The sequence below is a fragment of the Blastopirellula sp. SH421 genome (assembly GCF_057808535.1).
Map to the genome: position 1 here is coordinate 1400396 of NZ_CM173712.1, position 17162 is coordinate 1417557.

General features: G+C 56.5%; 12 protein-coding genes. 8 read left to right on the forward strand and 4 right to left on the reverse strand.

The annotated features are described in order from the left end of the window. Positions 1–81: 81 nt before the first annotated feature. Complete coding sequence (locus SH421x_RS05740; RefSeq protein ID WP_488854445.1) at positions 82–1962, reverse strand: hypothetical protein; 1881 nt, start codon at positions 1960–1962, stop codon at positions 82–84. Between the two features lie 307 nt (positions 1963–2269). Between SH421x_RS05740 and SH421x_RS05745 the strand changes: the two genes are divergently transcribed. The 3 genes from SH421x_RS05745 (at position 2270) to SH421x_RS05755 (ending at position 6920) form a co-directional block, all read left to right on the forward strand. After that, positions 2270–3661, forward strand: a complete 1392-nt coding sequence (locus SH421x_RS05745) for an HD domain-containing protein (RefSeq protein WP_488854446.1) — start codon at positions 2270–2272, stop codon at positions 3659–3661. Positions 3662–3762: 101 nt separating this feature from the next. Further along, positions 3763–5199, forward strand: a complete 1437-nt coding sequence (locus tag SH421x_RS05750; protein ID WP_488854447.1) for a magnesium chelatase ATPase subunit I — start codon at positions 3763–3765, stop codon at positions 5197–5199. 14 nt (positions 5200–5213) lie between these two features. After that, the gene (locus SH421x_RS05755; RefSeq protein ID WP_488854448.1) at positions 5214–6920 is read left to right on the forward strand and encodes a vWA domain-containing protein; all 1707 of its coding nucleotides are present in this window, start codon (positions 5214–5216) and stop codon (positions 6918–6920) included. A gap of 8 nt (positions 6921–6928) precedes the next feature. On the opposite strand, the gene SH421x_RS05760 is transcribed toward SH421x_RS05755, so the two are convergent. After that, positions 6929–7744 carry an SMI1/KNR4 family protein gene (locus SH421x_RS05760; RefSeq protein WP_488854449.1) on the reverse strand — a complete coding sequence of 272 codons (816 nt, stop codon included), beginning with the start codon at positions 7742–7744 and terminating at the stop codon, positions 6929–6931. 460 nt (positions 7745–8204) lie between these two features. On the opposite strand from SH421x_RS05760, the gene SH421x_RS05765 reads away from it, so the two are divergent. Together SH421x_RS05765 and SH421x_RS05770 are read left to right on the forward strand one after the other, a co-directional pair. Then, the gene (locus SH421x_RS05765; protein ID WP_488854450.1) at positions 8205–9176 is read left to right on the forward strand and encodes an L-threonylcarbamoyladenylate synthase; all 972 of its coding nucleotides are present in this window, start codon (positions 8205–8207) and stop codon (positions 9174–9176) included. A gap of 82 nt (positions 9177–9258) precedes the next feature. Further along, positions 9259–10629 carry a serine hydrolase gene (locus SH421x_RS05770; RefSeq protein ID WP_488854451.1) on the forward strand — a complete coding sequence of 457 codons (1371 nt, stop codon included), beginning with the start codon at positions 9259–9261 and terminating at the stop codon, positions 10627–10629. A 102-nt stretch (positions 10630–10731) separates the two neighbouring features. On the opposite strand, the gene SH421x_RS05775 is transcribed toward SH421x_RS05770, so the two are convergent. Continuing rightward, the gene (locus tag SH421x_RS05775; protein WP_488854452.1) at positions 10732–11643 is read right to left on the reverse strand and encodes a LysR substrate-binding domain-containing protein; all 912 of its coding nucleotides are present in this window, start codon (positions 11641–11643) and stop codon (positions 10732–10734) included. 169 nt (positions 11644–11812) lie between these two features. Here SH421x_RS05775 and SH421x_RS05780 point away from each other — a divergent pair, with 169 nt between their 5' ends. From SH421x_RS05780 to pepF, 3 genes are all read left to right on the forward strand, one after another. Continuing rightward, positions 11813–12904: an alkene reductase gene (locus SH421x_RS05780; protein ID WP_488854453.1), complete on the forward strand. Its 1092-nt coding sequence runs from the start codon at positions 11813–11815 to the stop codon at positions 12902–12904. Between the two features lie 103 nt (positions 12905–13007). Next, positions 13008–13451 (forward strand): DMT family transporter, encoded by a 444-nt coding sequence (locus SH421x_RS05785; protein ID WP_488854454.1) that lies wholly within the window; start codon positions 13008–13010, stop codon positions 13449–13451. Positions 13452–13709: 258 nt separating this feature from the next. Beyond that, positions 13710–15563, forward strand: coding sequence for an oligoendopeptidase F (pepF, locus tag SH421x_RS05790; protein WP_488854455.1), 1854 nt, complete (start codon positions 13710–13712; stop codon positions 15561–15563). A gap of 304 nt (positions 15564–15867) precedes the next feature. On the opposite strand, the gene SH421x_RS05795 is transcribed toward pepF, so the two are convergent. Continuing rightward, positions 15868–17154, reverse strand: coding sequence for a S1C family serine protease (locus tag SH421x_RS05795; RefSeq protein ID WP_488854456.1), 1287 nt, complete (start codon positions 17152–17154; stop codon positions 15868–15870). Positions 17155–17162 lie beyond the last annotated feature (8 nt).

The following is a 17162-nucleotide window of genomic DNA, read 5'->3' on the forward strand; positions in this document are numbered from 1 at the left end:
GTGCAGAAGATTGCCGCTAGGGCAAAAAAATAGGTGCGCCGAAGCGCACCTAGGGTTCACCGTTGACTTGGATCGCTCGGTTTACTTCCGCAGCGTGACGCCGGTCATCATCCAGCCGTTGTTCTCGGTGTTGACGAAGAATCCGGTCGGGCCCAGGAAAGGGGCGACTTGTTCAAACGGCGGTAGTTTCGAGCCGTCAAGCTGCTGGCGACGAACTTCGTCTTCGTGACCGATGCTCCAAATCCGGTTGATCGCGACGCCAAGTAGCGATTTTGATTCCGGCATTTGATTGGTGCGAATCATTTCGTGCGTGACGCGGTACGACTCATCACTGCGGCCGAATTGGAAAAAGCTGTCCTTGTCTAGGCCTAAATCGGTTAGCGTCTGTTTGACGCGAATGAAATCAGCCGAGCTTGCTAGGCTCTCCTTGTTTTGCATCACTTTTTCTAGCAGGCCGACATGTGACGAAACGAAGAGCCATTTGCCATGGATTGTGATCGCCATGTTGGGCAACTTTTGGGCAGGTGCCGGAGCAGGCGCCGCAATATAAGCGGTCGAAAAGCCGGGGCCGACGATCGTCAACGTCGGCAGTTCTTCTTCGCCTTCTTCGATTCGCCAGGCTTCTAATTTGCCGTCGGCGCCTTCGATTTCGATCGGCTCAGCGTTCGGTTCGTTTTTCAGGATCTTCCAAATCGCCGCTTTGACCAGATCGACGTTCGTGATTTCGACCGCCAGCAAACGACGTTCGCTGCTGGGCGTGACCGGTTGGACGGTGTCTGAAATCAGGATCACTTCGTCATCAAGGAACGGGATGATGTCATTGGGAATATCCACCTGCGGACCCAGGTTGTCTTCCTTTAGGCTCTCCATCACTTCATCAAAGATCTCATCATCCGCATAGGCGTTGACGATCGACTTGACGTATTTAAACGCGTCTTGCATATCCCAGCGAACGGTAAAGTAAGTCGCTAGTTCAGCCGGAACCCAAGTCGGCGGCGCTTCGATCGGCCCGTTGGGGAAATCCAAAATCCGGGCGCCCAGCACAAACCGCTGTCCCGGTTCCGCATTGGGGTCGGTCGGAGCGTAGGCGAACTCACGATGCAGAATGTCGTACGCTTTGTCGGGGCCGACGTTGAAATTGATCAAGCCGCCGCCACCCTGCAGCGCTTCAAAACCTTCGCCTTCAAGCATTTTTAGGATGTCTTTGCCGCGTTTCTTGCGACCACCGGCTTGCGCTCGCAGTAATTCGACAAAGCCGAAGGGCTCGGCGAACCAGCGAATGTTGGGCTCCAGGCCGTCGGCGTCTTTCTCGCAGCGGGCCTTCACTTCAACAAACGGCTTGAAGTCAGAAAGCGCGTTGGCTGCTTTGCCGGCGGCTTGGGCTTTCACAATTCCGGCCATGACGTCTGGATTGTCGCCGGCAAGCAACAGATCTTGGTTGATCAGGTAGTAGGCGATCCGGTTTTCAACTTCTCCCTTTTTCTTGGGGAACGTGAATTTCACCGCGTCGACCTCTTCGATTTTCAGGGTCGCTTTGACGGCGCCTTGTTCGATTTGGTTCTTTTCGATCTTCGCCAGCAGCGCTTTGGACTCTTTCAGTTTGCCGGTGATATCGACCAGCAGCACCATCGCGTGTGACTTGTCGTCGGTCGGTTGAATCGCCGCCGCGCAGACTTCGCCGGCGTAAACGCCAGCGAGATCGTCGAAGTTTATCCCTAGTTTTACTCCGCCGTCAGACAGCTTGGCTTCGAGCTGGTCGACCAGATCGTCGGCAAACGGCTTCATGTTGGGATGGGCCGCCAACTCTCCTAACTGAGTTGCTTCAAAACGAGCACGCAGTTCATCCATGTCAGGAGTCGAAACGTAGCTTTTTGTCGTATCAGGCAGCAGGTCGGCCGCCGGCGGCGGAACCGCGAGTGCAATCGAAGATGAAGTGGCGGCGCAAATTGCGCAAACTGCCATACGGAAACTCGGTGGCATGCGAAATTTCACTTCTTTTCTTCCTCCGCCTTCTTAATTACTGCCTGATCGGGGGTGTGCAACGACGTTTGCCTGGTGCGCACTTCCATAATATCGGCAGAGGCATACTCAAATAAAAACTATGTGTGGACAGGAAACCAGTGCGAATCAAGCGTCACGCGGCACTTCGGTCCAGTTATACCGAATGTTCCGACTTCATGATTCTGTAACGCCTGCGCAGTTTAAGCAACATGATCGAACGTGGCAAACCCGGTGGACGTTAACGAGAGCAAGTTTCATAATCGGCCGCATGAATCCATATTCCAATGAGAGCCTCTGTTCGGACCCGATTCACGGCTATATACCCTTCGTCGTCGACGGCGAGCCAGGGGAAGTAACCGAGCGGGACATTATTGACTCTCCCTGGGTGCAGCGGATGCGGCAGATTCATCAGCTGCAGACCGCGTGGTGGGTCTATCCGACGGCCGAACATACCCGTTTTCAGCATATCTTGGGGGCGATGCACCTCGCGAGTCGAGCAATCGCCCAGCTTTACCCCAGCCTGCTAGCATCGTGCGCGGATGTTCCCAGTCGTGGATATGTCGAGACGTTGTTGCGTATGGCGGGGCTGCTGCATGATGTCGGACATGGGCCGTTTGGGCATTTCTTTGACTCCCATTTTTTGTCGCAGTACGGGCTCACCCACGAAAAGCTGGGCGCCCAAATCATTGAACAAAAACTAGCCAACCTGTTGGCCGGACTGCGGCGCAATCCCCACAGTACGTTGGAACCAGGCGAACAGATCGATCCACAGCAGATTGCTTGGTTGATCCAGCGCCCCCGCGATGACGAAGCGGTTACCTATCCACCATGGTTGATCCATTTGCGAAGTTTGCTGAGCGGCATCTACACGATCGACAACATGGACTTTGTCCTCCGCGACGCCTATATGACTGGCTACAGCAACCGCTCGTACGATCTCGATCGCTTACTGCACTACAGCTTTTTTACCCCCAGCGGGCTCACGATTCATCACCGCGGCATGGGCGCATTGATTCGATTTATGAACGTGCGGGCCGAACTTTTCCACAACGTTTATTTTCATCGCGAAGTGATGGCGATCGATAAAACGCTGGAAGACCTGTTTCGCGACAGTCGTCAACATTTCTTTCCCGTTGACCCGGCGACTGATTTAGATCGCTATCGCCAACTGACCGAGTTTTCGCTGCTGGTCGACGTTGCGCGGTGGAGCCAAAGTGACAACGCCGAAGTTGCGGCCCTGGGCCACCGGTGGGATCAATTGCTGCAGCGAAAAGTGGCGTGGAAATTTATCTGCGAGCGTTCGATCGGCTTCAACGATGCGTCGACCGAGCAATCGAACCTTTTGCAGTCGGATAAAATGGCCGAATTCGCGATTCGCCAAGGTCTGCCAGCAGAGCTGCAAGAGATGCCGCTCAAGATCGCGGTCAGCCGTTACATCTTTCGCCACGATACGCCCAAGTCGGCGCAGCAGAACTATTTGTACGATGCCGCACAAAACCAGACCAAGCCGCTGACCAGCGATCAAATTTTTCGCAGTTTGCCGATCAGCCGCAAGATTTGCCGCATCTATGCGTTAAATACCGACCACGCCCCACAGTTATCGTCGGCGTTGGACTCGTTATTTGGGGGCAGTCGCATTGATGATTTGACCAACATGTGAACCTGAGCGGATCGTAAGTTGCCTTCTGAGTTGGCGATATGACGCCGCGCGCTATAATGCCTGCGACGCTTCTACTTACGAATTTTTGCCACAGGAATCTTATGGCGTCTGAATCGACTCCCCCGCGAGCCCATCGCCCCCACACACTCAGCCAGCTGCGCGAAAGCGGTTGGAAATCGAAAAGCGTAAAAGACGAAATTCGCGACAATTTCATTCGTATGCTCGCCGCCGGCGAGACTCTCTATCCCGGCATCGTCGGCTATGACGACACCGTCATCCCCGAAATCAACCTGGCGCTAATCGCCGGGCATGACATGCTGTTTCTCGGCGAGAAGGGACAAGCGAAAAGCCGCATCATGCGGATGGTCTCGCGGTTCCTCGATGAAGAAGTTCCGTATCTCGACATCCCCGGCGCTCCGGTGCACGAAGATCCGTACCATCCGATCTCGTCAGTCGCCAAAACCTATCTGGCGACGCATGACGAGAACCAAGTCCCCATCGCCTGGTGGCCGCGCGAAGCTCGCTATGTCGAACGTTTGGCGCCAGGCACCAAGTTTGCCGACGTGATCGGCGAGATCGATCCGGCCAAACTGGTTGGCGGCGTCAGCATGTCGACCGAAGAGGCGCTGCACTTTGGGTTGATTCCCCGCATGCATCGCGGCATCTTTGCGATGAACGAACTGCCAGAACTGGACGAACTGGTCCAGGTCGGCCTGTTCAACATGTTGGAAGAGCGAGACGTGCAGATCCGCGGCTATCCCGTGCAGTTTGATATTGATCTGCTGTTGCTCTTCTCGGCGAATCCGGCGACCTACAATCGCAGCGGCAAAGTGATTCCGCAGCTCAAGGACCGCATCGGCACCGTCGTCCACACGCATTACCCGCGTGAGCGTGACCTGGGCATTCAGATCATGCAGCAAGAGGCCGGCGTTGACCTCGACGGCGAATATCCGGTGGTTGTCCCGTATTTCATTCGCGAAATCCTGGAGCAGATCACCGTCTGCGGGCGCAAGAGCAAGTACATCGACCATCAGTCAGGCGTCAGCGCACGCTTTAGCATCGCCAACTTCCGCACGGCTGTCGCCAGCGCGCGTCATCGCGGCATCATCCTCAATGAGAAGCCGGCGGTGGTACGCTTGTCTGATCTAGGACATCTCTACTCGTCGTCACTCGGCAAGCTCGAGCTCGACATGATGGGGAGCCATCAGATGTCAGAACGTCAAGTGCTTGACGCGCTAATCGCCGAAGCGGTCCGGATCGTCTTCAGCGAATATGTCGAGCAGCATGGCCTAGAAGAGATCGGGCACATTTTCAGCCGCGGCGTCAAGATCGAAGTGGGCGACTTGCTGCCTTCCAGCCAATACGCCGAACGTTTGCAGCATGTTCCGCCGATTTGGGACAAAGCGTTTGAGCTGAACGCGTCCGAAAACGAAGCGATGCGGGCCTCCTGCGTCGAGTTTGTGTTGGCCGGCCTGCACGCGCTCGATCGGATTTCCCGCTCGCAGCAGCATGGTCGGATTGAGTACGAGTTCGAATAACAGAAAGCGTTCTTGTGAACCAACCTTATCGACCTGGCGGCGTCATCCATACGTACCAAAAGTACGATCCGCAGCGATTCCCTAGCCCGACGCAGGAGCCGCCTGATCTCGTCTCGCCGGCGATGGAACATATGTTGATGTACGGCGAGATGCGCGAGCTAACGCCGGAAGAGCTGGCCCGCGCGATCAAGCTCGACCCGAGCCAAATCGCCGGTCTCGGCCCGAGTCTTGACGCGCTAATCAAGATGCTTGAGGAACGCCGGCGCAAAATCCTAGAGACCTACGAGACCAACAGCGTCGTCAAGAAGGCCCGCAAGAATTATTACAAAGCCGGCAAGCAAATCAGCTATCCCAAAGGCAAATTAGGAGATGCCGCGCGAGCCGCAGTGGATCGCGAACAAATCTACGATCTCGAACGACTTTGGTATCTGGCCGATGAAGCTCGCTCGCCGCTTGCGCGAGAGCTAGTCCACCTGATCGAGCGCCTGGGTGAAAAGTACGAAGTTGACGAACTTGCGGCCAAGTACGTCTTCACTGGTCAGACGTCGATGACGGTGCCGGAAGCGATCGCGATCAAAGAAGAGCTGGAGCGGATCGACGAGCTGTTAAAGCAGTTGGAAGAAGCAAAAGACTCAGCCCAGATCGGCGTGATCGACATGTCCGAACTGTCGCAATTCGCCGAGCCAGGGCAGATGGAACAGCTGATGGACCTGCAGCGTCAGCTGGAAGAGTACGTCCGCAATATGGCCGAGCAGCAAGGATTGACCGGCAACAAAAATGGCGCGTTCCAGATCACGCCGCAAGCATTCAAAATCTTTCAAGGGAAGCTGCTGGAGAAGATTTTCTCGAATCTCGACGCATCACGGTCAGGTCGTCATCAAGGGCCGATCCTGGGCGAAGGCGCCGTCGAATTGCAGCAGACCAAGCCGTATGAGTTTGGCGATTCGATCACGCAGATGGATATTCCCCAGTCGATGATCAACGCGATCTTGCGGCAAGAAGGACAAACGCCGCTGCGGCTGAAGCCGGAAGATATCGAGATCCACCGCACGCGCAACACGCCCAAGTGCGCCACGACCGTCATCATGGATATGAGCGGTTCGATGCGGTACGAAGGACAATACGTCAACGTCAAACGGATGGCCTTGGCCCTGCAAGGATTGATCCGCAGCGAGTACCCGGGCGACTATCTGCAGATGCTCGAGATGTACTCGTTCGCCAAACCGGTTCGCCCCGGCGACGTGATCGGACTGCTGCCAAAACCGGTCACATTGCACGATCCGGTGGTCCGACTGCGGGCCGACATGAGCGACCCCGGCGCCAGCGAATTTCGGATCCCGCCCCACTTCACCAACATCCAACACGCGCTGCAACAATCGCGGATGTTTTTGGCCAACCAAGACACGCCCAATCGCCAAATCATCCTGATCACCGACGGGCTGCCAACCGCCCACTTTGAAGGCTCGCAACTCTTCCTGCTCTATCCGCCTGACCCGGCCACCGAAGCGGCGACCATGCGCGAAGGCGCCCTGTGCGCGCGAGAAGGGATCACGATCAACATCTTCCTGATTCCCAGTTGGTCGCAGACCGAAGAAGATGTGAAGTTCGCTTATCGACTAGCCCAGACGTCGAAAGGCCGAGTCTTTTTTACGGCCGGGCGCGATCTCGACCGGTATGTGATTTGGGATTATGTGCAGCACAAGCGGGAGATTATTGGGTAAGGTTGGGGCTAGGCTTCAACTGCCTTGACGTGGTCTCCCAATTTTCCCAAAAGCTCTTTCAAGCATTCCTTTCGCTGCGACTTGGTGACATTCACGCAGAGCATCTTGTGGCCTTTCGGCCGTTCGTCGCACTTGGGCGCGTAGCCGTAGGTGTCGTTTTTCTCCAGCGAAAGGAAGGCCGGCAAATCGTCATCGGCTCGGCGATACTTCGGCCACTGCCATGCCGGCGGCAGCGCTGTTTGCGAAGAGACCCCTTTGTATTTGAACGGCTTGCATCCGAGTGATTTCAGCACGGCGTCCAATTGTTTGCCACGTGCTTTGGGAGAGTCGAGCGCCAGGGTGAGCGGTCCATCGGGCTCGTCGGTCTTTCTGAGCAGGTTGAGAAAATCAACCAGCGAATCCGCCACAAAGTAGACCGAATCTTCCGGGTTAGAATCGACAGTTTTCGCCGCGAGGAGCAGCCACACTTCCCCTTGCCGATCGCCAGCCCGAAAGGTCAACAGCAAGTCGTCCCGATCCACGTAGGCGATCGGGATGGCGAAGCGAGGAAGGTAGTCTCGATAACCGAGAGTCACCGAAACGCAGTCCGTACCCCGGTCAAGTCCGAACGGTCGGTTGTCGATTCCCAGAAAGCTGTCGAGATGGGATTCTTGCGAGCCATTTTGGGGATGCTCCCAGCGAAAATCAGCGCGATCGGGAGAGCCGCCGTTTGTCTTGCTTAACAGACGCTTGTAGTCGTCGGTCAGTCCCAGCACGAGCGAGATTTGATTGATTGTGGCCGCGCTGAGAGGTTCGCCAGCCCAATCAAATTTGAGTCGCGGCATGGCTGGAGTTTTCGTCTTGACGCTGCGACTTCGTTTTGTTTTCGCCATGCGGATTGAGATCAGATTTGTGATAGAATTGGATAGAGCGAAGTTCTCGCCAAAAACTATAGGGCGCCGCCGCTGGTGAATCGGATTATAGCCACTTGCTATTTGGATGTCACGAATCGGCGTTACCGTTGGAAAAATCAGGCATTGGTAACCCGCCGCGAGACTCTTCCTGCTCTAGCCGCCTAATCCGGCGACCTGGCGCTAATTCGACTCTGCTTTCCGTTTTCACCGGGCTCATCCGCACCCTGCTGGGGTGATCGCGGCTTGCCAAAAATCGACTTACGCCGTCATTATTGACATCCCACCTTGGAGACTCCGCTGCGCGTCGACAAAATCAAGCTGTCGCTGGGCTTGTATCGAGATAGCAAAGCGTAGTTTCGCCGATAGCACGGCCCGTTCAGAGCGAGATTTCATGGTTACCGAAGAAGACCTTCTTGAAGCAGCCAGCACCATTCGTCAGGGCGGCCTCGTTGCTTTTCCGACGGAGACGGTTTACGGATTGGGCGCCAACGCACTGGATGCGGCGGCAGTGAGTGCTGTTTTTGCATTGAAAGAGCGACCGCGGTTCGACCCTTTGATCGTGCATATTGCTGATCCCCAGCAGTTGTCCGACGTGGCCGCGTCCGTCCCTCCGATGGCGATGAAATTAGTGGAAGCGTTTTGGCCTGGGCCGCTGTCACTGGTGCTGGAAAAGCAACCGTGCGTTCCTGATATTGTCACCGCCGGATTGTCGAGCGTCGCCGTGCGCTGCCCAGCTCACGATTTGGCTCGTCGTCTGATTCAACTGGCCAGCGTTCCGATCGCCGCCCCCAGTGCCAACCGGTTTGGCTCGGTCAGTCCGACAACAGCCGCTCACGTGCGCGAGCAGTTTGGAGACCAATTGCCAATCGTGCTCGACGATGGGCTTTGCCGCATTGGAGTGGAATCGACGGTTGTTTCCTTTGTCGATTCGCCCGATGGTCGCCCCACCATGTTGCGCCCCGGTGGGATCACGCTGGAAGAAATTGAAAACGTCATCGGGACAATCCAAACCCACCTGCACGAAGAGTCGCGTCCCACATCGCCTGGCCAACTGCTTCGACACTACTCACCCGCGACCCGACTCGTACTTTCCGCAGATGACCTTCCAGCGGACGAAATAGCAAGTCAACAAAGAGTGGGACTGCTCAGTTTCCAGCGGCCGACCGCTCTCGCTGGTTACTGCGCGATTGAAATCCTTTCTGAGCAGGGCTGCCTGCGAGAAGCCGCCGTCAATCTCTTCGCCGCTCTGCGGCGTCTTGATGCGCTCGGTCTAGACATCATCGTCGCCCGCCCCGTTCCCGAAGTCGAACTGGGCCGCGCCATCATGGATCGCCTACGCCGCGCCGCTGCACAACCAAATTGAAGTCAATGTTTTCCGACTATACTGTTAAAGCATCGCGGCACTGTCGGACATAAATTCGCTTGTTTCGCCGAAGAGGTTGGATATGAAAACTTCAGCAAGTATTGCCATCGTCTTTCTGCAAATCGCTTCGCTAACGCACGCAGCCGATCTGTCGGAACAAGTCGACCGTCTGGCCCAGCCCTACATCGATAGCGAAACCGTCGTCGGCATATCGATTGGGGTTATCCAAGGAGACAAAACAGTCGTCCGCGGATACGGAAAGTTCTCGGACGACAATGCTCAGACTCCAGACGGCAAGACGATCTATGAGATTGGATCGTTTACGAAAGTCTTCACCGGTTTGCTGTTGGCCGATGCAATGATTGACGGGCGGGTTTCGTTGGTGACGCCGGCCGAGGATCTGTTGCCGGCTGGATTTAAAATGCCGCGTCGCGATGAGACGCAGCCGATTCGGTTATGGCATTTGTCGACGCATACTTCTGGCTTGCCGCGGCTGCCGGACAATATGAAACCGGCCGATCCCAATAACCCTTACGCCGACTATACAGGCAAACTTTTGGCCGAGTTTTTGCGCAAGTATCAGCCGACAAAGAAGCCGGGCGAGAGTATGGCTTACTCGAACTTGGGAGCTGGCCTGTTGGGTGAACTGTTGTCCCGCGATCGCAAAACAGATTACGCATCATTGTTGCAAGAGCGGATCGCAGCGCCGCTGCAGTTAGAAGATACGCGGATCCAGCTGACTGCCGAGCAGCAGGCCCGCTTCGCGCCGCCGTATATCGCCCATGGAACACCAGGGCACGTGTGGGACTTTGACGCGCTGGCCGGCGCGGGAGCGATTCGCAGCAGTGTGGATGATCTGCTGAAGTACGCCCAGGCTCAGTTAGATCCGCCGGCGGGGAAGCTGGGCACTGCGATCGACATTGCCTGGCAGATTCAGCAGCAACCGCTCGAGGAGAATGGCTTTGCGATGGGGCTGGGTTGGCACGTTGCCCGCGATGGCTCGACCCGTTTTCATAATGGACAAACCGGCGGCTATCACTCGGCAGTGTTTGTTAGTCGCAAATTTGACGCCGCGGTGGTGGTGCTGACCAACATCGGCAACAGCGAAGTCGACGTCTTGGCCGAACAACTGATGCGGATGTTGGCCGGCTCTAGCGAGCAACCGCGCGAGTTCACCAAGCAGCTTGAAGTAGCGCCTGCAAAAATGAAGCGCCTCGCAGGCAAGTATCAATTGGCGCCCGGCGCCGTATTCACCGTGGTCGTGGAAGACAACAAGCTGATGGTCGCGTTAACGGGGCAACCGTCGCTGCAAGTTTATCCACGCAGCGAGACCGAGTGGTTCTATAAAGTGGTCGACGCAACGCTGACGTTTCAAATCGAAAAGTCGGGGCGCTGCACAGCGGTCGAGTTGTTCCAAAACGGCGTACGGCAAACGGCCAAACGCATGAAGTAATCGTCTGCCTGCAGTCGCGTAGGATTGGTGGTGCAATCCTCGTTGGATTGGATGATTAACAAGCGACCTGGCCGGCTTGCGCAACCCATCAGGCCCTGCTGGTTAGCGAGCAACATAGCCTGATTTAATCACGGCCATTCGGTGGTTCACCAGTTGCCGAAAAGCAGCTGCCGGCGGCGAGTTCGCTTGTTCTGGCCAGCAGAGGATCAGCGGAATTGGATCAAGAGCCGGTGAAATGGGCCGGAAAACCACCTGATCGCGGCGCAGATTTTGGACTCCATCCGGCACGATGCTCACTCCTTGTTCGGCCGCAACCAGCGTTAGCACCGTCGCCATCAAGTCAGGCGTGTGATTGACCGTCGGCGAGAAGCCGGCCGCCAGGCAGCTGGCGATGATCTGATCGTACAGTCCCGCTGCTATCGGTCGGTCCAGCAAGACGAACGGCTCGCCAGCAAGTTGCGATAACTTGATCCGGCGCGAAGCGGCCAGGTGATGCGTTTCGGGGACGACCGCAACCAGGCGTTCTTGGAATAAGATTTGACTAGCAAGTCCCAATGCGTCCGATGGGAGGGGCCGAGTAAAGCCGATGTCGATCTCTTCGTTGGCAAAAGCGCGTAGCTGCTGGTCAGGCGTCATCTCCAGCATTCGAATGGTGACATCGGGAAATTCCATTCGGTAACTGCGAATCAAATCAGGCAAAAATCGCATTGTTGGCGCCGCAAAAAAGGCGATGGTCAGTTCGCCCACTTCGCCGCGTGCGGCGCGTAGTGCTTTGGTCTTCGCTGCATCGGCCGCTGCGAGGATGCGGCGTGCTTCTGCCAAAAAGACCGCGCCAGCGGCCGTCAGTCGCACCACACGTTTGGTGCGAAACAGCAGCGGCGTGCCGATCTCTCGCTCTAGATCGGCGATCTGAGTGCTAAGCGCTGGCTGGGCGACCAGCTGATTCTCGGCTGCTCGCGAAAAGCTCAATTCCGAGGCGACCGCAACAAAATAGCGAAGATGTCTGAGTTCCATATCTCAGTTATAGGCAAAAAATATAACTAAGGCAACAATTATGTATTTCTAAAATATCTCAGTCGGCGGTAAGATGGGGCCGATGTGGAGTGTTAAGCCAAGTGGAGTTGTAGGCGGCGATTATTTTTCGGTCCAAAGCCAGTGATTTTTAGATTCGGAAAGAGATTCTATGAGTGACGCTAATCCCCTGTTTCGCCCGCTGCAAGTTGGAGCTATCGAGATCCCGCATCGCGTCATCATGGCGCCGCTAACCCGGGCTCGGGCGCCGCAACGCATTCCTAACCCGCTGATGGCGCAGTACTACCGCCAGCGTTCAACTGCCGGCCTGATCATTTCGGAGGCGACCGCGATCAGCGAGCAAGGTTACGGCTGGCACGACGCACCTGGGATCTACACGCCAAAGCAGGTGGCAGGCTGGCGGCAGGTAACCGATGCGGTGCACGCCGCCGGGGGAAGAATGTTCTTGCAGTTGTGGCATATGGGCCGCATCTCGCATCCCGACTATCACGATGGCCGTTTGCCGGTCGCACCCAGTGCGATCGCCGCCACGGGAGAAGCGCATACTCCCACCGGCAAAAAGCCGTTTGTCGTACCGCATGCGCTTTCCGAATCAGAGATCGCAGGCATCGTCGGCGACTACGCCGCCGCCACCGAGCGTGCGCGGGACGCAGGCTTCGACGGAGTCGAAATCCATGCGGCCAATAGCTATCTGATTGATCAGTTCTTACGGGATTCGTCCAATCAACGCACCGACCAATATGGAGGATCGATCGAAAATCGCCTCCGTTTTCTGCAGGAAGTGGTGACGGCAGTCACAGCGGCATGGTCGGCCGATCGAACCGGTGTTCGCGTCAGTCCAACCATGGCCGGCAACGGGATGGGCGATAGTGATCCGATTGCGCTTTACACCCAAGCCGCGCAAATGTTAAATCGGTTTGGTTTGGCTTATTTGCATACGGCCGAAGCGATCAAGCCGGGGCGTCTTTACAACGCCGAGGCGCCGCGTGTCACTCCGCATATTCGGGACGCATTCTCAGGCGTGTTGTTTACCAACGGTGGTTACGACGCCGTCACAGCGGCCCGCGCGATCGAGCAGGGCGAGGCTGATGCGATCGTCTTCGGCCAATCCTTCCTGGCGAATCCTGATTTGCCCGAGCGATTGCGGATTGGCGCCGAGCTGAACGAACCGGAAGTAGCCACCTATTACGCTCCTGGACCGCATGGCTATATCGACTATCCCGCGTTGGACGGCAGCTGCTGAGATCTCGATCTCGGCTCCGGTCAGCAACCTTCGGCAACGTGCTGACAGGCAAATATTACGTATCCGCTTCACCCGTCGCTTTTCAGCGATTTGAAAGAAATTCATGTCCAACAAACTAATTTGGATCGCTTTGGCGCTAGCGGCTGGCTCGGCATTGCCGCTGCAAGGCGGAATCAACGCGAAGCTGGGCAAGGTCGTCGCGAGCCCTGTTTATGCGGCGCTGATTTCGTTCACGATCGGAGCGATCGCACTGCTTAGCTATATCTTGGTGACCAAACAGACCGTCTCGTGGGCAGGGCTCAGGCAGATGCCGCTGCAATACTGGGCCGGCGGACTATTAGGCGCCGCCTACGTGACGATCGTCATTTTGAGTTTTCCAAAATTGGGACCGGGCCTTACCTTTGCTCTGATCGTTGCTGGCCAGATGATCGTGGCCCTGATCCTGGAGCATTTCAATATTCTGGTAGCCCAACAACAACCGATCAGTTTGGTACGGATCATGGGCGTGATCCTGATCGTCGCAGGCGTTGTTATGATGAAACGTTGAGCGAGCGATTATTTGGCGGCTGGCGGCAACGATCCCTCTGATTGGGCAATCGCCGTTCTAGCTACTTCGGCAGAAACGGGGCGATCACCTTTTGCGATGGTAAGCCCCGCGGTGGGAAAAGCAGGAATGGACCACAGAGTTTGTGTCTATTTCTCCCCTGTGATCTTGCAAATCTTTACTAGAGTCTCCCTTTTCTCGCACGGCTTTGACCGTTACGATTGCGACCAGACCTGCAACGTATCGCCGAGGAATCTGCTAATGGCCGCCACAAAGAAAACTGCGAAGAAGCCTCTAAAATCCAAGTCGAAATCCAAGTCCAAATCGCTTCCTCTGCGAAGTGCTGTCGCCGTCGGCGATACCTGGGATTTGGCGAGCCTGTATGAATCGCCGGAAGCATGGGAAAAGGATTTCGCCAAACTGGCTAAAAAAGAAGCTGGTTTTGAGAAATTCAAAGGAACCTTGGCTGACAGCGGCGCCGCGTTGGCTGCTTGTTTGAAGTTTGATTTAGAGGTCGATCGGTTAGCCGAGCGAGTCGGCACCTATGCGTTTTTGAAGACGACCGAGAATCAGGCCGATGACGATTCGCAGCGGCGGATCTCACGCTATCAGTCGGTTGGCAGCAAGCTGGGCCAGGCCGCGAGTTTTATCTCGCCTGAGATTCAGGCGATCCCGGCCAAGCGTCTGGCCGAAATGCTAGAAGAAAAGCCGATGAAACCGTATCGACTGATGGTCGAGCGGATGACCCGATACAAAAAATTTACGCTCAGCAAAAAAGAAGAACGCATCCTGGCGATGCAAAGCGAGATGTCGTCGGCCGCCGGTCAGGCGTTTCGGCAGTTGTTGGACGCCGACATGAAGTTTGGCACGCTGAAGAACGAACAAGGGGAAGAGGTCGAACTGGCCAACTCGAACCTGAGCGAGTTTTTGCAATCGTCGGATCGCAATGTTCGCAAAGCGGCGTTCCATCAGTATTACGCTCAGTTTAAAGGGCACGAGAATACCCTCTCGGCGACGTTGTCTGGCTCGATCCAACGCGACGTTTACTACGCCAAGGTTCGCGGTTATGACAGCGCCATTCATCAGGCGTTGTATGCCGACGACGTGCCGCAATCGGTTTATGACAACTTGATTGAATCGGTCCACAATCATCTGCCGGCGCTGCATCGCTATTACGAATTGCGTCGCCGCAAAATGAAACTGCGCGAGATCCATCACTACGACACCTACGTGCCGATCCTGAGCGAGATCAAATTGCGGCATACGTGGGAGGAAGCGGTTGATGTGATCATGAACGCGTTGATTCCGCTGGGGAGCGAGTATTGCGAGGTGCTAAAAAATGGGTTGACCAAGGCGCGCTGGAGCGATCGCTACCCCAACGCCGGCAAGCAAAGCGGCGCGTTCAGCTGCGGCACGTTTGATGGCGCTCCGTACATCTTGATGAATTACAAGCCGGACGTGCCGGACGATGTCTTTACGCTTGCCCACGAAGCTGGGCACTCGATGCACAGTTACTATTCGGCCGGCAATCAGCCGTATCAATACTACAACTACACGATCTTTGTCGCCGAAGTGGCCAGCACATTCAACGAGCAGTTGCTGAGCCAATACATGCAAGAGAGCGCGGCCGACGACCGTGAGCGAGCGTATCTGGTCAATCGCGACATCGATGCGATCCGCGGCACGATCATTCGCCAGACGATGTTCGCTGAGTTCGAGAAGATCACGCACGCGATGTGCGAGGCAGGCGAACCGCTCACGGTCCGTTCGTTCCAAGAGGTTTATTTGGAACTGCTGAAGAAGTACTTTGGTCCGAACTTCGCCATCGACGACGACTTGTCGCTGGAGTGCTTCCGGATTCCGCACTTCTATCGCGCGTTCTATGTCTACAAGTATGCGACCGGGCTCTCGGCCGCGATCGCTTTAAGCAAACGCGTGCTCAACGGCGGCGCCAGCGAGCTGAACGACTACCTGACGTTCCTCAAAGGAGGCTGCTCCAAGTATCCGCTCGATTTGCTACGTGATGCTGGGGTCGATATGGAACAACCGGCGGCGGTCGATACGGCGCTGACCCACTTTGAAGGGTTGGTCGACGAGCTGGATCGTTTGCTGTAAGCGGTCGCTTCTTCTCGTAGCCCGCGGTGCGAGTTTTGAGGTTGCGCTAATTGGATTAAGAAAGAATAGAACGCGGCAAGGCCACGGATGAAGAACAGAAAAACACGGTCGGAATAAAGTCAAAAACGTTCACACTAGCCCGCAGCGCCAGCGAGGGAATCCGCTTGGCGATTCCAAACTGGTTCGAAGTAGCCAGACAAATTCCCTCGCTGGCGCTGCGGGCTAGTGTTCAATTGGATCGAAATAGCGCAACCTCAAAACCTCAAAACGGGCGCTGCGAGAGATGAAAAAAATCGCCGTTTGACTATTTGTCGGCGGCGGCTTTGTTCGCTTTTAGCTGTTTCACTTTGTCGCGCTCAGCGTCTAGCTGTTGTTGATAGAACTCAATCAGCTTGGCGTAGCGATCCAGTGCTCGCTGCAAGATTTCGATTTGTTCGTCGCGAGGATCGACCGGTTGTTCCTCTTCGCCGGCGACTTCCATCGCGGCCAAAGGATCTTGCGGATCGGCTGCTTGAGCGGCCAGACGCGCGAGTTCGATCCGCGGATCGGTCAACAGGCGGCGATCAGCGCCAAGACCTGCGGTTTGATCGGGAAACTCAACGCCGCCGCCGAGCGTCACTTCGACCACAGCAAGCTTCTCCCCTTGCAGCAGCTTCAAGCGGAGCTTGTCGCCGGGCTGTTTGGCCAGAACCGGGCCGATCGCCTGATAGACCGAGCGAATATAAAGTCCGTCAACGGCAAGCACTTGATCCCCTTTGGCGATGCCGGCCAAAGCGGCGGGGCCGTTTGCGGCCACTTTTTCGACGACGACCGTCTCGGTCTTCTCGCCGGCGGTAAGGGTCAGACCCAGCGTAGGGCGACGACGCTGCAGGATGACAACTTTGTCAGGCGCCTGGGATGCGAGCAGGCGCTGAATATGCTTGCACGGCACGGCGTAGGTGCGCAGCGTGTCATTGTTGGGCTTATGGACGGCGACCACAATTCCTGCGAGGGTAGCGTCAGGATTGACGATGCCGGATCCGGAGGCTGTCGGCGCGCCGCGGAGGTCGCATTCCAGCAGCGGCGGCAGTTCCACGCCGGGAATTTGGCGGTCGACCGCGCCAAGCATGCCAAAGGTTTGCACGGGCTGAGCGGCGCCCCAGCCAGCGGCCGAGACAACCCAGCGACCAGCAGTCGGCTCTTGGTCGGCCAGCGAGATCGCCGGGACTTCTAGTTGTTGCAGTTCCAGAATCGCGAGCGTCGAGAAATGATCGAGCACTTTGAGCTCGGCGTCGGCCTGACGTCCATCGGCCAGCGTGATCCGCAAGCGACTGCCGGCTTCGTAACGCAAACAGGTGATGATCAGCTTCGGTCCGATCGCGACACCGGTGCAGACGGTCACGCGCGACGGCGATGGGGGCTGCTTGGCCAGCGGATCGGCTTCGCCAGCCGGGGGCGGCGTCGGCAGCGCGATCATCCGCACGGTGACCGTCGCGGCGGCCAGTCGTTGGGCGGCGGCTTCGAACTGCGGCAGTTCTTCTGCGTAGACCTGACCAGCGGCGGCAAATGTCAGCAGCAGCGCTGCGAATCGAATTGTCGACTTCAAATTCATAAGCGGCT

Excerpts from the sequence above, each read along its gene's own strand:
- SH421x_RS05740 (WP_488854445.1), bottom strand. The coding sequence starts at position 1,962 with ATGGCAGTTTGCGCAATTTGCGCCGCCACTTCATCTTCGATTGCACTC.
- SH421x_RS05760 (WP_488854449.1), bottom strand. The coding sequence starts at position 7,744 with ATGCCGCGACTCAAATTTGATTGGGCTGGCGAACCTCTCAGCGCGGCC.
- SH421x_RS05780 (WP_488854453.1), top strand. The coding sequence starts at position 11,813 with ATGAGTGACGCTAATCCCCTGTTTCGCCCGCTGCAAGTTGGAGCTATC.
- SH421x_RS05775 (WP_488854452.1), bottom strand. The coding sequence starts at position 11,643 with ATGGAACTCAGACATCTTCGCTATTTTGTTGCGGTCGCCTCGGAATTG.
- SH421x_RS05745 (WP_488854446.1), top strand. The coding sequence starts at position 2,270 with ATGAATCCATATTCCAATGAGAGCCTCTGTTCGGACCCGATTCACGGC.
- SH421x_RS05770 (WP_488854451.1), top strand. The coding sequence starts at position 9,259 with ATGAAAACTTCAGCAAGTATTGCCATCGTCTTTCTGCAAATCGCTTCG.
- SH421x_RS05765 (WP_488854450.1), top strand. The coding sequence starts at position 8,205 with ATGGTTACCGAAGAAGACCTTCTTGAAGCAGCCAGCACCATTCGTCAG.
- SH421x_RS05785 (WP_488854454.1), top strand. The coding sequence starts at position 13,008 with ATGTCCAACAAACTAATTTGGATCGCTTTGGCGCTAGCGGCTGGCTCG.
- SH421x_RS05795 (WP_488854456.1), bottom strand. The coding sequence starts at position 17,154 with ATGAATTTGAAGTCGACAATTCGATTCGCAGCGCTGCTGCTGACATTT.
- pepF (WP_488854455.1), top strand. The coding sequence starts at position 13,710 with ATGGCCGCCACAAAGAAAACTGCGAAGAAGCCTCTAAAATCCAAGTCG.
- SH421x_RS05750 (WP_488854447.1), top strand. The coding sequence starts at position 3,763 with ATGGCGTCTGAATCGACTCCCCCGCGAGCCCATCGCCCCCACACACTC.